9 protein-coding genes and 1 pseudogene are annotated in these 13,826 nt (G+C 61.1%); 6 read left to right on the top strand and 4 right to left on the bottom strand.

The window, feature by feature from the left end; genetic code table 11:
* Positions 1-160: 160 nt before the first annotated feature.
* A complete protein-coding gene (locus QNH97_RS11630; RefSeq protein WP_283556941.1) occupies positions 161-1,597 on the bottom strand; it encodes an amidase in 1,437 nt (478 codons plus the stop codon).
* Between the two features lie 118 nt (positions 1,598-1,715).
* Here QNH97_RS11630 and QNH97_RS11625 point away from each other — a divergent pair, with 118 nt between their 5' ends.
* A complete protein-coding gene (locus QNH97_RS11625) occupies positions 1,716-2,288 on the top strand; it encodes a TetR/AcrR family transcriptional regulator (protein WP_283556940.1) in 573 nt (190 codons plus the stop codon).
* Between the two features lie 22 nt (positions 2,289-2,310).
* Here the strand turns inward: QNH97_RS11625 and QNH97_RS11620 are convergent.
* Positions 2,311-2,406: pseudogene (locus QNH97_RS11620) on the bottom strand (ABC transporter permease); the annotation flags it as partial.
* Between the two features lie 213 nt (positions 2,407-2,619).
* Between QNH97_RS11620 and QNH97_RS11615 the strand changes: the two are divergent.
* The 3 genes from QNH97_RS11615 to QNH97_RS11605 are packed head-to-tail and all read left to right on the top strand — an operon-like array spanning position 2,620 to position 5,482.
* Positions 2,620-3,378 carry a substrate-binding periplasmic protein gene (locus QNH97_RS11615; RefSeq protein WP_283556939.1) on the top strand — a complete coding sequence of 253 codons (759 nt, stop codon included), beginning with the start codon at positions 2,620-2,622 and terminating at the stop codon, positions 3,376-3,378.
* 1 nt (position 3,379) lies between these two features.
* On the top strand, positions 3,380-4,723 hold the full coding sequence (locus QNH97_RS11610; protein ID WP_283556938.1) for a diguanylate cyclase: 1,344 nt from the start codon (positions 3,380-3,382) through the stop codon (positions 4,721-4,723).
* A gap of 24 nt (positions 4,724-4,747) precedes the next feature.
* Positions 4,748-5,482 carry a substrate-binding periplasmic protein gene (locus QNH97_RS11605; protein WP_283556937.1) on the top strand — a complete coding sequence of 245 codons (735 nt, stop codon included), beginning with the start codon at positions 4,748-4,750 and terminating at the stop codon, positions 5,480-5,482.
* A gap of 77 nt (positions 5,483-5,559) precedes the next feature.
* On the opposite strand, the gene QNH97_RS11600 is transcribed toward QNH97_RS11605, so the two are convergent.
* Together QNH97_RS11600 and QNH97_RS11595 are read right to left on the bottom strand one after the other, a co-directional pair.
* Positions 5,560-6,981, bottom strand: coding sequence for a diaminobutyrate--2-oxoglutarate transaminase (locus QNH97_RS11600; RefSeq protein WP_283556936.1), 1,422 nt, complete (start codon positions 6,979-6,981; stop codon positions 5,560-5,562).
* Between the two features lie 109 nt (positions 6,982-7,090).
* A complete protein-coding gene (locus QNH97_RS11595; RefSeq protein WP_283556935.1) occupies positions 7,091-9,151 on the bottom strand; it encodes a TonB-dependent receptor in 2,061 nt (686 codons plus the stop codon).
* Between the two features lie 250 nt (positions 9,152-9,401).
* Between QNH97_RS11595 and QNH97_RS11590 the strand changes: the two genes are divergently transcribed.
* Both QNH97_RS11590 and QNH97_RS11585 read left to right on the top strand, forming a co-directional pair.
* Complete coding sequence (locus QNH97_RS11590; RefSeq protein ID WP_283556934.1) at positions 9,402-10,379, top strand: TauD/TfdA family dioxygenase; 978 nt, start codon at positions 9,402-9,404, stop codon at positions 10,377-10,379.
* A gap of 7 nt (positions 10,380-10,386) precedes the next feature.
* Complete coding sequence (locus QNH97_RS11585) at positions 10,387-13,815, top strand: condensation domain-containing protein (RefSeq protein ID WP_283556933.1); 3,429 nt, start codon at positions 10,387-10,389, stop codon at positions 13,813-13,815.
* Positions 13,816-13,826 lie beyond the last annotated feature (11 nt).

Below are 13,826 nucleotides of genomic sequence, written 5' to 3'. Positions count from 1 at the left end.
GTTTTCTGCGGTAATGCTACCGACGTAAAACCGCAGATGCTGGCGCGCGGTGCTCTCTGGGCCCAGGCCACGCAGCACTGTTGAGCGCTGCTCTCCATTCGGTTCAGGTGGCGGACGCACCTTCCTGACACGCCCCCCTCCCCGGCCCACAGCAGAAGCGCTAAAGATTTCCAGCCCAGACCCCAGGTGTGCGTGCCGCCCACGGCAAAGCACGCTCCAACTGCCCAGCCAGGCGAAACAGCCGGTCCTCCCGAGCGAACCCCGCTGAGAACTGCAAGCCAATGGGCAAGCCCGTCTGCGGATCCACTGCCAGAGGCACAGACATCGACGGGGAGCCGGTCACATTCGCCAATGCCGTAAACGGTGAATGGGCAAAGACCCGATCCATCCAGCCCCTACCATCCAGAAGCGCCTGACCTTCGTTATAGCCGCCTATCACCGGAGGCAGCGCCGGCAGCGTCGGGCTCAACAAGATGTCGTACTGGCCGAAGAAGCGCCCCATGGCGCGGGTCACGAGGTTTCTCAGGTGCATGGCCTCGAGCAAGTCGATGGCGGTGAGTTGGCTGCCCCACTCATGCAACGCCAGCGTGGCCGGTTCAAGCGTGCTGGCATCGATGGGACGGCCGGTGCCTGCCGCGAGAGCGTTGATCCAGGCGGCGGTATTGGCGGACCAGAAGCGGCCATTCATCTCCACGAAACCTTCCCAGCTCAGGCCCATGTCCAGACTGATCTCTTCCACCCGATGCCCCATGTCCTGGAGTTGCATCGCGACGTCGCGGGTGGCGTTGGCGACCGACTCGGCGCAACGAGTGCCATTCAGTGGATGCAGAAGAAGGCCAATGCGCAGTGGTTCGGGCTCACAAGTCGTTTGTGAGAGATAGGTATGCTGCGGCCTGGCGATTTCAAAGGGATCGCCGACGGCTGGGCCCTCGATTGCATCCAGCAAAGCCGCGCTGTCGCGCACCGTACGACTGACAACCCCATGGACGGCGAGCCCGGCCCATACCTCGTCCACCGCCGGTCCCATTGAAACCCGGCCCCGGCTGGGCTTGAGGCCGAAGAGTCCGGTAGACGCCGAAGGGACGCGGATGGAACCGCCGCCATCCGTGGCATGGGCCGCAGGCACCAGGCCGGCCGCCACGGCGGCGGCCGAGCCACCGCTTGATCCCCCCGCGCTGCGGCTCAGATCCCACGGGTTGCGAGTAGGCCCTGAAAACAACGCTTCGGTGGTGGTACTGGCGGCCAGTTCCGGCGTGGTGGTCCTGCCGAGGGTGATCAGGCCGGCCTGGCGCAAGCGGATCATCAAGTTGGAGTCTTCCTCGGCGATGCAGCCGGCGGCCAAGCGACTGCCCAGCTCATTCAAGCGGCCCTTGGCGGTAAGCCCCAGGTCCTTCACCAGAAAAGGAACACCCTTGAACGGCCCGCTGGCGGCCTGCGATTCATCCCTCCACACCTCGACCAATGCGTTGATCTTAGGATTGAGCTGCTCGATGGCAGACAGCGCCGCAGCGCTGACTTCGGCCTGAGTGACTTGGCCCCTGGCGATCAGCTCAGCGAGCCCGAGTGCGTCGTATGCTGCGTATTCAGCGATTTTCATCAAAATTCTCCCAGCCACTTTCCTGGTAAAAGCGCTATGATTTGTACTTGCCAGTATCGAGCGATACTACTGAGTATAGTTAGATACCAAACAGTATTGCTGTCAAGCGGAGAAAGACATGCGGCCCGAACGAATTCCACAACTGGCCCCCCGAGAACGCATTCTCGATGCAGCCGAGGAGCTGTTTTTCAATGAAGGCATCAGTCGGGTGACGGTGGACGCCATTGCGGCGAAGGCCAAGTCGACCAAGATGACCGTCTACCGGCATTTCGATTCGAAAGACGCCTTGGTGCTGGAGTGGATACGGCTGCTCGTCGATCAATATTCCGAGGTCTTCGAAGCGCTTGCGACACAGCATGCCGGCGATCCCAAGGCGCAGATCCTCGGCTTTGCCGAGTTCATCGCACAGGACCTTTCGGCGGCGTCCTATCGGGGTTGCCCGTTCACCAATTCGCTGGCGGAGATGCCCGAGCCCGGGCATCCCGCTCGCCAACTGATCGAAGCGCATAAGCAGCGCCAGTTCCTGCGTTTGGCGGCGCTCTGCACCGAGGCCGGTTTAGCCGAGCCGAACGAAGTGGCCATGGAGCTCACTTACCTGATGGAGGGCGCCCAGGTTGTTTCGCAGAACAAAAGCATTGAGCGCGTGGGAGAGAATCTGATCAGGATGATCCGGAAAAAAATCGACGGGTAAGCCGGGTAACGCGGTGACCGAACAGTGTCGGGGCCGCCGTTGGCAGTTCAATTTTGAACAGGATGGCTCGCGGCGCCGCGCCTGATGCCTGCCCCAGTGCCAACAAATCCTTGGGTTTTAACCGCCGACTCATGCTTGAACTCCGCCAATCGTCTACGATGTCCCAACGGTCACTCTTTCGGCGGTTCGTCGTTGCAGCACGATAATCCTTAAACTCACATACCCGGCTTCAATGGGCAAAACTCAAGCAGGCAAAAACCCAGCCGATAACCATTGTGTTAATAGATCCCAGGCCTCGCCGGGTTCTGCTGGTTGCATAGGGTAACTATCGATGTTTTTACCACTCAGCCGCCTACTCATGTGTGGCCTTCTAATGTTCCTGGCGGCAAGTGGATCTGCGGCAGAGGCCCCGCTGCGCATCGTTACGGAGGAACTTCCTCCCTACAACATGACGCAGAATGGGAAAGTGACGGGCATGAGCACCGAGGTGGTCCAGGCCGTACTCAAGGAGATCGGCGTGGAAGCCCCTATCCAGCCCATGCCTTGGGCCCGGGCGTACGAACTGGCGCTCAACGAAGGTAATGTGCTGATCTACTCGATCGTCCGCACACCGGCGCGGGAATCGCTGTTCCAGTGGATCGGGTCCCTTGCCTCCACCAAGTGGTACCTGTACTCGTTGGCTGACCGCCCGATAAAACTCAATTCCCTGGCCGATGCCCATGGTCACCAGATCGCCACCGTCAATCAGGACGTGGGCGAGCAGTATCTGGTCTCGAAGGGCTTTCGCATCGGTGAGGAACTGCAGTCGAGCAACAAGTACGAGCACAACTACCGAAAGCTCAAGGTCGATCACGTGGAGCTCTGGATCTCCAATGAGCTCAACGCGCTGTACCTGACTCGCCAGAACGGTGAGGATCCGGACAAAGTGCTGATCAAGTCGCTGCCACTTCCCGAGCTGAGCAGTGACGACGGCTTGCACATGGCGTTCAGCCGCAAGACACCGCCCCAAACGGTTGAGAAATTCCGTGCTGGCCTGGAGGCCATCCGGCGCAATGGCGTATACGACGCCATCATGCGCAAGTGGTTGTGACATGGCCAGCCATTGCAGAGCACTGACCCCTCAGCCGCCAAAGAACAAGGTCTTCAGCTCGCTAGGGCGACGCCTGGTGCTCGCCACCCTGTTGTTCTGCCTGCTCTTTACCCTGGCCATGGTCACTTTGCGGACCTGGATCGCCTGGGAAAATAATCTGACGGAGATGAATTCGGAGCTTGTCCTGATCGATCAGGTGTTCCAGAACACCCTGGCCCACGCCATTTGGGAAATGGACCGTGAATCCTTGGACAAGCAGCTCTCCAGCGTCGCGACGGCTGCGCCAGTGGGCCGCGTGGTACTGAATATTTTGCGACCGGGCCAGGCCCCTGAAATTATCGAATTCAATCGATACACCGCCGACTCATCAGGCGTGAAGCCGGTGCTGCATCGCGAGCTCGTTGCGCACCCCTACATCGGCGCCAACGAAAAGGTCGGCGAACTGACCATCGAAGGCGACAACCGCTTGCTGTGGGAGCGCCTCTGGGACGAGGCGCGCAACATCGTCATTACCCAGATTATCCAATCGTTGCTGCTGGCCGGCCTGGTCATGACCATGTTCAACCGCTTGGTGACCGTGCATGTGGTACAGATCGCCCGGCACCTGAGCGGGCTCGCTCCGCAAACACTCAAGCGTCAGCTCAAGCTGCAGCGCTCGGTGCACCGCCCGGACGAACTGAGCCTGCTCGAGTTTCAAGTCAATCAACTCCAGGACAATCTCCACGCCCATCTGGAGCGCCAGCATTCGGATGAACTGGCGATTGCCGCCAGTCGCGATCAGTTGGCCGAATTGGTCGAGGCGCGGACCGCGGAACTCAAGGCTGCCAACCAGGCCCTCGAAGCCCTGTCGCGCCACGACGCGTTGACGGGCCTGGCCAACCGTCGCTATTTCGATGAATTGAAGGAAGTCGAATTTCGCCGCGCGATCCGCCACAAGACCCCGCTGGCAGTGCTCATGTGCGATGTCGATTTTTTCAAGATCTACAACGACACCTACGGCCACATCCAGGGGGATCAGTGTTTGAAACAGATCGCTGAAACCCTGAGCAGCGTTTTCGGGCGCTCTGGCGAAGTGACCGCTCGCCTAGGGGGCGAGGAGTTCGTCGTGGTGCTGCCAAACGTTGACGCACAGCAGGCTTGCGACGCTGCCCAGCGGCTGCGCACAAGCCTGGCCGAGCGCGAGCTGCCCCACAGCGGCTCAGCGGTATCTTCCTTTGTCACCCTGAGCATCGGTGTCGCCGAGCTGGACCCAGAGACCATGGATCATTTCGATCAACTGCTGCAACGCGCCGACCAGGCGCTGTACCGGGCCAAACACCAAGGGCGCGATCGCGTCGTTTTATAAAGCCATCGTGGCAATGAGGTCTCTATGCGCAATCGCCTGATGCTCTGTTCCTGCTTGATCCTCGCCTTGGTCAGTTTCAAAAGCCACGCCGAGGCGATTGAAGTCGTGACCGAAGACTCCCTGTACGCTCACGCCCGCGAAGGCAAGCTCGTCGGGCCGGGCGTGCGCATCGCCGAAGAAACGTTGAAACGTGCCGAACTCACCGACCATCACATGATGTTGTATCCGTGGGCGCGGGCTTACGAAAAGGCCTTGCACGAGCCCAATGTGCTGATTTTCCCATTGGATCGCACGCCGGCCCGGGAGCTGTTATTCAAATGGGTGGGTGAAATACATCAGGTGACGACCCAGCTTTACAGGGTGCGGGGAGACGAGGTCATTACCATCAACAGCCTTGAAGATGCCAAGCAGTACAGCATCGGCGTGGTGCGAAATGACGCCAAGCAGATCTACCTGAAACAGAAGGGCTTCACCCGGCTGGTCGTATCAACGGATAACCACGATAACTTTCAAAAACTGCTGAATCGTCAGATCCAGTTGCTGGCGATGCCGGAAAATACTGCGCGCCTGATGAGCAAAGATGCCGGTGCGGACTTCACCTCCCTGGAGGCGGTCTATGCCCTCAGTGAGCAGCCCCACCGGGTCAACATCGCCTTCAGCCTGAGCACGCCGGACGAAATCGTCGCCAGGGCCCAGCGCGCTTTCGAGCAGATCAAGGCTTCAGGCGAAGTGGCGCGGATCATGCGCGAAGAGCGGTAGTCCCGCCACCTCTAGGCACCTTGAAGCGATTGACCCACTGCTGCCGGTACTCGGCAGCCCTGAGCAGCGTTGGATGATTAACCTGCGGGACGCTCGTTGATCGTGCTCGCCGCCTGGAACAAGATCTTCGCGACGAAATCGATTTCCTGCTCGGTGATGATCAACGGCGGCAAGAAGCGGACAGTCGCACCGTGGCGGCCGCCCAGCTCGACGATCAACCCGTGCCGCAGGCATGCCTGCTGGAATGCCTTGGCCCGAGCCGTGTCCACCGGCGGATGCCCCTGTACATCGAGGGCGCCCTGCGGGTCGACGATTTCCATGCCGAGCATCAGGCCGCGACCGCGCACGTCGCCAATCCAGGCAAACTCGTTTTGCAGCGCCTGCAGGTGTTTGCGCAGGTGAGCGCCCATCGTTTCGGCATGCTCGACCAGGCCCTCGTCGCGGATAAAGCGCAAGGTCGCGGTGCCCGCCGCCATCGCCAGCTGATTGCCACGGAACGTACCGGCGTGCGCGCCCGGCTGCCAGACGTCGAGGGAATCGTTGTAGACCATGACCGACAGCGGCAGCCCGCCACCGATGGCTTTGGACAGGGTGATGACATCCGGCGTAATCCCCGATTGCTCGAAGCCGAACATCCGGCCGCTGCGGGCAATGCCGCACTGGATCTCGTCAACGATCAGCGGAATGCCGTGGGCCTGGGTCAAGCGGCGAAGTTCCTGCAGCCAGCGGTCCGGCGCGGCAATCACCCCGCCCTCCCCTTGAATCGGTTCCAGGATCATGGCCGCCGGTGCGGTCACGCCGCTTTCCGGGTCATTGAGCAGATGTTCGAGGTAACGCACATTCAACGTCACCGCCTGATCGCCGGCCACGCCGAACGGGCAACGATAGTCGTGAGGGAACGGCAAGCGTTGCACACCTGGCATTAATGCGCCGAGGGCATTTTTTGGCGACAGGTTACCGCTGATGGCCAGCGTGCCCAACGTCATTCCGTGGTAGGCCCCTTCGAAGGCCAGGACGGAATGCCGCCCCGTAGCGGTACGGGTCAGCTTGAGCGCCGCCTCGACCGCATCGGCCCCGCTCGGGCCACAGAACTGGATGCGTGCATTGCGAGCGAACTCGGCAGGCAGGCAAGCGAAAATCTCTTGGACGAATGCGTCCTTCACCGGCGTCATGAGGTCCAGGGTGTGCATCGGCACACCGGCCGCCATGACTTGGGTAATGGCTTCGATGATCACCGGGTGATTGTGGCCCAGCGCCAGGGTTCCGGCACCGGCCAGGCAATCGACAAACACTTGTCCGCGGCTGTCCTGCACATAAATGCCATGGGCCCGTTCCAGCACCAATGGAATGCGTCGCGGGTAGCTGCGGGCGTTGGACTCTTGCTGTTGCTGGCGTTCCAGCAGCGGCGTCGAATCCAGGCAGTAAGGGCTCGACAGCCCGCTGTGCAACAGGCGTAGCTGTTGCGCGCCACCTGCCGTGACGTTCGAAGAAGCACTCATGATTTCCTCCATGGAGGCTGGGTTTTGAAAAGGACAGACAGCCTGAAAAACCTATATCCGCGACACTGAAAACCAAGCGCGGGGAGATTGCCTCCCCGCGCCCATGGGGTTACATGTCGTAGCGCAGAATCATGCCGAATGTGCGCGGTGCGCCGACGTCGATGATGTCGTCGCTGCGGTTGTTGGTGACATATTCCTTGTCGAACGCGTTCTTCACGTAGGCGGACACAGCAACGTTCTTGGTGACTTTGTACTCGGTGTTGAAGTTCACCAGTACGTAGTTGTCGCTGCGGCGCTCACCGGTGACCTTGCCGTTGGTATCAAACTGATATTCCGACGGCGCGGTACTCTGATAGGTAACGTCCGTGCCAACTATCAGGTGATCGTCGAAGCGATAGACACCACCCACCGACACCTTGTATTTAGGCGAGAAAAGGAACGACTCGCCGCTCATGTCCTGACCATTGCCAGTGACGAAGTCTTTGTATTTGCCATCGGTGATGGAACCACCGATGTTCAGCGTCAACTGCTCGGTAACGTCTTTTTCGACGAAGACTTCCAAGCCTTTGATGTCGCTGCGACCGGCGTTGTAAATGTGGGCGAAGTCGGCACCGTTCTCCAGAATGCTGACCTGCTGGTCTTTCCAGTCGGTGTAGTACAGATTGGCGCGGGTACGCAGGGTCTTGTCGAAGAACGAACCACGATAGGACAGCTCGTAGTTGGTGGTGTATTCCGGATCGTAGGCCTCGTGGCCGCCACCGGCCCGAACGTTGACGCCACCGCCGCGATAGCCCTTCTGCACCATGAAGCCGACGTATTGATCCGTGGCCAACTCGTAATCGATGCCGAGTTTTGGCAGTACCGCATCAAACGACTTGCTGACTTCACCTGGGCTGGAGAAATCGTCCTGCTCGATGTCGGTGTCATTCGTCTCGTGGTCATAACGCAGGCCGGTGATCAACGTCCAGCGCGGCGCGAACGTCCAGTTGACTTCACCAAACACTGCCTTGTTTTCAATCTTGGTATCACCTTTGGCGGTACCAAACAGGGCGTTATTGAACAACAATCGGTCGTGGAAGTTGTTGGTGCTATGACCGTAGTAGGCACCGACGAAACTCTTCACCGTGTCCGAGGCGTAATTCAACCGCAGCTCCTGACTGAACAGGTCGCCATCCTGCTTGCGAAGAATGACCTGGTTGGCGGCAGCACTCTGGTCAAAGTCCAGACGGGCGCTGTAGTCCGTGTGGGTATTGGCGGTGAGGCTTGTCAGCGTCCAAGCGTCGTTCAAGCGGTAATCAATCTTGGCGCTGAGGGTATCCTGCTTGAGATTGTCAAAGGCCTTGGTGTTGGACGAGATATCGTAATAGCTGGGCTTGCCGTTGACGCGCATGGTCGAACGGTCGCCCTGACGGTGTTCGCTATGGGCGTAGGTCAGCAGAACGTCTGTGTCGTCATTAGGCAGGATCAGCAATTTGCCGCGGGTGTTACTGGTGCGACGCGGATTGGCGTCTTCGTTGAGCGCGGTGTTGCGGATATAACCGTCACCTTCGCCATAATCCACGGCGATACGACCGGCGATCTTGTCGTCTACGATTGCCCCGCCACCCGCCACGGCCGCCCCATGTTCACCGTAGTTACCCACATTGGTCTGCGCGGAGAAGCTCGGTTCGAAGGTTGGGTTCTTGGTCTGGATGACCACCGCGCCAGCCAGGGAGTTACGGCCCTGGGTGGTGGATTGCGGGCCAAGGAAAACCTCGACCTGCTCGGCATCCCACAGCGGGACGGGGCTGAGGGTCAGCGCGCGGTTCGGCTGCACGGCACCGTCGACATACACCGACACCGCACCGTTGAGGGTCGCCGGGCCCTGGTCGTCGAAACCGGACACCGGCACACCACGGATACCCCAGTTTTCGTTGCCGGCCTGGCTGTACACACCCGGCGTACGAGCAAACACATCCACCAGGTCCTTGTCGGCATGCTCGCGCAGGTTCTTGTCGGTGACGACCACGACGCTGGACTGGGTCTTCTCAAGGGAGCGGTCGATTTTCTCGCCCGTCACGGTGATCGGAGCAATCTCCATCTTACCGGTCTCATCAGCCGCCCATGCGCAGTTGCCCAGACCTATGGCCGACCCCACAGCTAACGCAATCGTATTCTTTTTGAAATTCACGCCCCGTTCCCCTGCCGACAAATATTTTTGGTTTTTTGGTGCTGGCTAAAGGCCGTTTGGTGCCAGCGGAGCGGAGTCTAATCCAAAAAAAAATTTAAATAAATAGTATTGATAATCTCTCTCATTCACACCTAATATGCCGGCTTGTATTTATCTGAATACATTTACAGACGAGTCCTACACAGCCGATCACTGCGCGGCTTCCAGGGGCTTGTGATGGGTCGTAAAAATAAGAAGAGGATGCACAAGGATGACCTCAATCGAACACCTGAACGGGCGTTTCGAGCCTTTTTCAGATGCTCCCATGGATGGAAGCGCGGTGGCGTTGCCCCTTTTGGTGCAGGCGACACCAGGACAATCGATTCACGATCTGGGCGCCTCGATTCGCGACAACGTGCCCCATGCCCTGGCCACGGTTGGCGGCGTCCTGTTTCGCGGGTTCACCGTTGCCACGCCGATCGATTTCAAGCGCTTCGCCGCCAGTTTCGGTGCACCGCTGGCCAGTTATGAGTTCGGCTCCACGCCGCGCAGCAAAGTCTTTGCCGGGGTCTATAGCTCCACGGAGTACCCGGCCCATCAGTTCATTCCGCTGCACAACGAGCAGGCCTACACCCGTCCCTGGCCTTCGCGCATCTGGTTCCACTGCATGAAGGCCAGTGAAACCGGCGGCGAGACACCGATTGCCGACAGCCGCCTGATCTATCAACGCATGCCCGCCGAGATTCGTGAGCTGTTCGCCAGCCGCGAGCTGCTCTACGTGCGCAACTACAGCGGCGCCCTGGACCTGCCTTGGGAAAAAGTCTTCAACACCCAGGACCGTGCCCAGGTTGAACGCTATTGCCAGGACAACGACATCGAGTGGGAATGGAAAGCCGATGGCGAGTTGCGCACCCGCCAGCGTTGCGCGGCGGTGCAGCAGCATCCCGATACCGGTGAGTGGATCTGGTTCAACCAGGCGCACCTGTTCCATGTGTCGGCCATCGAACCAAGTGTGCGTGCCAGCCTGCTGGCGGCGGTGGGTGAAGAGAACCTGCCGCGCCACGTGTATTTCGGCGATGGTTCGGCCATTCCCGATGCCATGCTCGACAGCGTGCGCGAGGTCTATCGCCAGACCGCCATCAGCTTCCCTTGGCACCCCGGCGACATCCTGATGCTCGACAACCGACTGGTGGCACACGGTCGCAATCCTTTCACCGGTGACCGCAAAGTCATCGTGGCCATGGCGTGAATTGCACATGTTTTCATTCAATCATTGGATCGACGTGCTGGAAGCCAACGCCCAGCACTTCCCGCAGCGTGCTGCCTTGCACTTTCTGCCCGACGGCGTAGAGATCGGCGAAACCCTGACCTTTTCCCAACTGCACGAGCAATCCCAGTCCCTGGCGGCCGCGCTGCAATCGCGCTACGCGCCGGGTGAACGGGTGTTGTTGATGCTGCCCAGCAGCCTCGACTACGCCCGGGCGTTCTGCGCCTGCCTGTATGCGGGCCTGATTGCGGTGCCGCTGTTCCCGCCGCCCTCGCGTAAACCGCGCCACCTCGACCGCGTGCGCAATGTGGTGGTGGATGCCGAGCCGGCGCTGATCCTCGCCCCGGCAGAGCATTGCGCAGGTTTGCTGGAACTGGTGGAAGGCCGGGTCGACGTGCTGACCGTCCAGCACCTGGGCACACCTGCGGCCAGCCAGTGGCAACGCCCGGCCATCGACGGTTCGACCGTGGCATTTTTACAATACACCTCCGGTTCCACCGGCTCGCCCAAAGGCGTCGAGGTGCGTCAACGCAACCTGATCGCCAACGTCGAACTGATGCGTCAGGCCTACGGTTTCGATGAGCACGGCGCCATGGTCAACTGGCTGCCGCTGTACCATGACATGGGCTTGATCGGTGGCATGCTGGCCCCGCTCTACAGCGGCATGCCCTGCTACTTGATGGCGTCGCAGACCTTCGTCAACGCGCCATCCACCTGGTTGCAGGCGCTGAGTCGCTACCGCGCCACCGCCAGCTTTGCCCCCAACTTCGCCTACGCCCTGTGTAACCGGGTGGTCAGCGACAACCTGATCGCGCAGCTTGACCTGAGCGCCTGGAAACACGCGATCAACGGCGCCGAACCGATCCACCCCGGCACCCTCGAAGCCTTCGCCCAGCGTTTTGCCGCTTGCGGCCTGAACCCGTTGGCCGTCAGCCCCGGTTATGGCCAGGCCGAAGCGACGCTGTGCGTCAGCGCCACGCCGGCCGACACACTGCCGGTGGTGCTGCGCCTGGACAAAGCCGTGCTCGAGACCGGCCGTGTCGCCTTGGCCGCCGCCGATGCCGCCGCAGTGGAGTTCGTCGCCTGCGGTTTCCCGCAAGCCATGCACAGCATCGCCATCGTCGATCCGCAAACCTTCGAACGCTGCGCCGCCGATCGCATCGGCGAGGTCTGGCTCAAGGGGCCGAGCAACGCCGAATCCTATTGGAAGAACCCCGAAGCCACCCGCGAAGCCTTTGAAGCGCGCATTGTCGGCTCACCCGAGCACTACCTGCGCTCCGGCGACCTGGGCTTCATGTACGAAGGCCAAGTGGTGATCTGCGGGCGGCTCAAGGACCTGTTGATTCTCAATGGGCGCAACCTCTACCCCCACGACATCGAATTCGCCATTACCGATTCCGAGCCAGGCATACGCACCGGGCGCATCGCCGCGTTCTCGGAAATGGACCCGGCACTGGGCCGCGAGAAACTGGTGATCGTCGCCGAGCCGCAGCGCAAATTCGTCGACCCGGCGCGTCATCCCGCGCTGTTCGCCTCGATGCAAAACGCCGTGCGGGAGGCCGCCGACTGCAGCATCGATCAGATTGTGCTGGTGGAAGCCGGCACCATCCCGATGACCACCAGCGGCAAGATCGCCCGCCAAGGCGCACGCAAACAGTTGGCCGCCGGCACGCTGAGCATCATCGCCCAAAGCGCTGGGCCGCTCGCCTCCCACGGCGAGACCCTTGACCTGTCTCAACTCAAGCACCAGGTCGCCGAAACGCCGCAACAGGCGCAAGCCGCTTGCCGTCAATGGCTCGAGCAAACGCTGCGCGAGGTCAACCCGTATTGTTCCGCCAACTTCGAACTCAGCCTGATTGGCCTGGGCCTGGACTCCATCGGCGTGGCCGACTTCGCCGCTCGCCTGCACCGGGACCTGGGCTGGAACCTCGACACCCAGCGCCTGTTCGCAGAGCAAACCCTCGGCCAATGGGCGCTGGCCTTGCAAGACTTCCTGGGTGAGGCGTCACCCCGCGACGGCACCACGATCGAGCGAGTCGCCCCCCACCAGGGACGTCAGTCATTCGCCCAGCGTCGCCTGTGGTTCCTGCGCCAACTGAACCCGCACGATACCCAGCACAATCTGGTGCTGAACCTGCGCCTGCAAGGTCCGTTGGACATCGAGGCGCTGGCCTTGCGCCTGAACAATCTGGTCGAGCGCCATAGCGTGCTGCGCACGGTGTACCGCGACGGGGTCGATGGTCCGCAACAGCGGGTGTTGCCAGCCTCGGCGGTACCGCTGGTCCACCACGACCTGCATGGCCAGAGTGAAGCCCAACAACAGCAGGCATTGCGCGACAGCCTGGCCAGCGAACACGCCACGCCCGTCGATCTGCAAGCCGGCCCGCTGCTGCGAGCGCAGTTGCTCAGCCGAAATGACCAACAGCATGACCTGCTGTTAACCCTGCACCACATCGCCTTCGACGGCCGCTCGGCGCAAGTGCTGCTGGCGGAACTGGCCGGCGCGGCGGACGCCGGACTGCCGGTGCAATACCTCGACTTCGCCCAATGGGAAGCGCTGCATTGGAGCGAACAGCGGATCGCCACGGAGCAGGACTTCTGGCGTGAACACCTGACCGGCATGCCGCAGACGCTGGAATTGGGTGGCAGCGGCCAGGCCCCGGGCGAACACCGCCTGGACTTCAGCGTGCCCCAGGCCAGCTGTGAACGGCTGGCAACCCTGGCCCGCGAGCAAGGCATGACCTTGTTCATGCTGTTGCTGGCCAGCTACCAACTGGTGCTCAAGCAACTCGGCGGCCAGCAACAATTCCTGCTGGGCACCGACGTCAGCGGCCGACCGCTGGCGGAGCACAATGACGTCATCGGCTTCTTCGTCAACCAGTTGACCCTGCGCTGTGACCTGCACGGCACACCGACACTGGCCGGTTTCCTTGAGCGCGTTCGTGATGAAGCGCGCCTGGCCTATGCCCATCAGGGTTTGCCGTTCGACCTGGTGGTCTGGGCCCTCTCGCCGCAGCGCCGCCCCGGTCACTCGCCGCTGTTCCAGGTGAAACTCAATTATCAACCGTCGCGGGTAACACCCACCGACATCGCCGGCGCACACCTGTCCTCGCTGGACGTGGCACAGCCGCCGGGGGATTTCCACCTGGTGCTCGACCTGGTGCACGGCACCGAGGGCATCGACGCGACCGTCAAGTACCGCGGCGAATACTTCGATCAAGACCGCGCCTTGCGCCTGCAACACTTGTGGACGTGCCTGCTGGAGCAGACACGCAACCTGCTGGACGAGCCGTTGCCGGCAATAGCCGAGCGCATCGATAGCTGGGACCAGGCCTTCCGGCGTGAGCGGCAACAGTCCCGCGCGCTGGCCGGGCGTAGCCAGATGATGCAAGCCAAACGTCGCTCATTGTCCCTTTAACCGAGTCGGAT

The sequence above is a fragment of the Pseudomonas sp. G2-4 genome, assembly GCF_030064125.1.
Taxonomy (GTDB): domain Bacteria; phylum Pseudomonadota; class Gammaproteobacteria; order Pseudomonadales; family Pseudomonadaceae; genus Aquipseudomonas.
The sequence above is the reverse complement of the archived record's forward strand: the minus strand, read 5'-3'. Positions and strand labels throughout refer to the sequence as shown.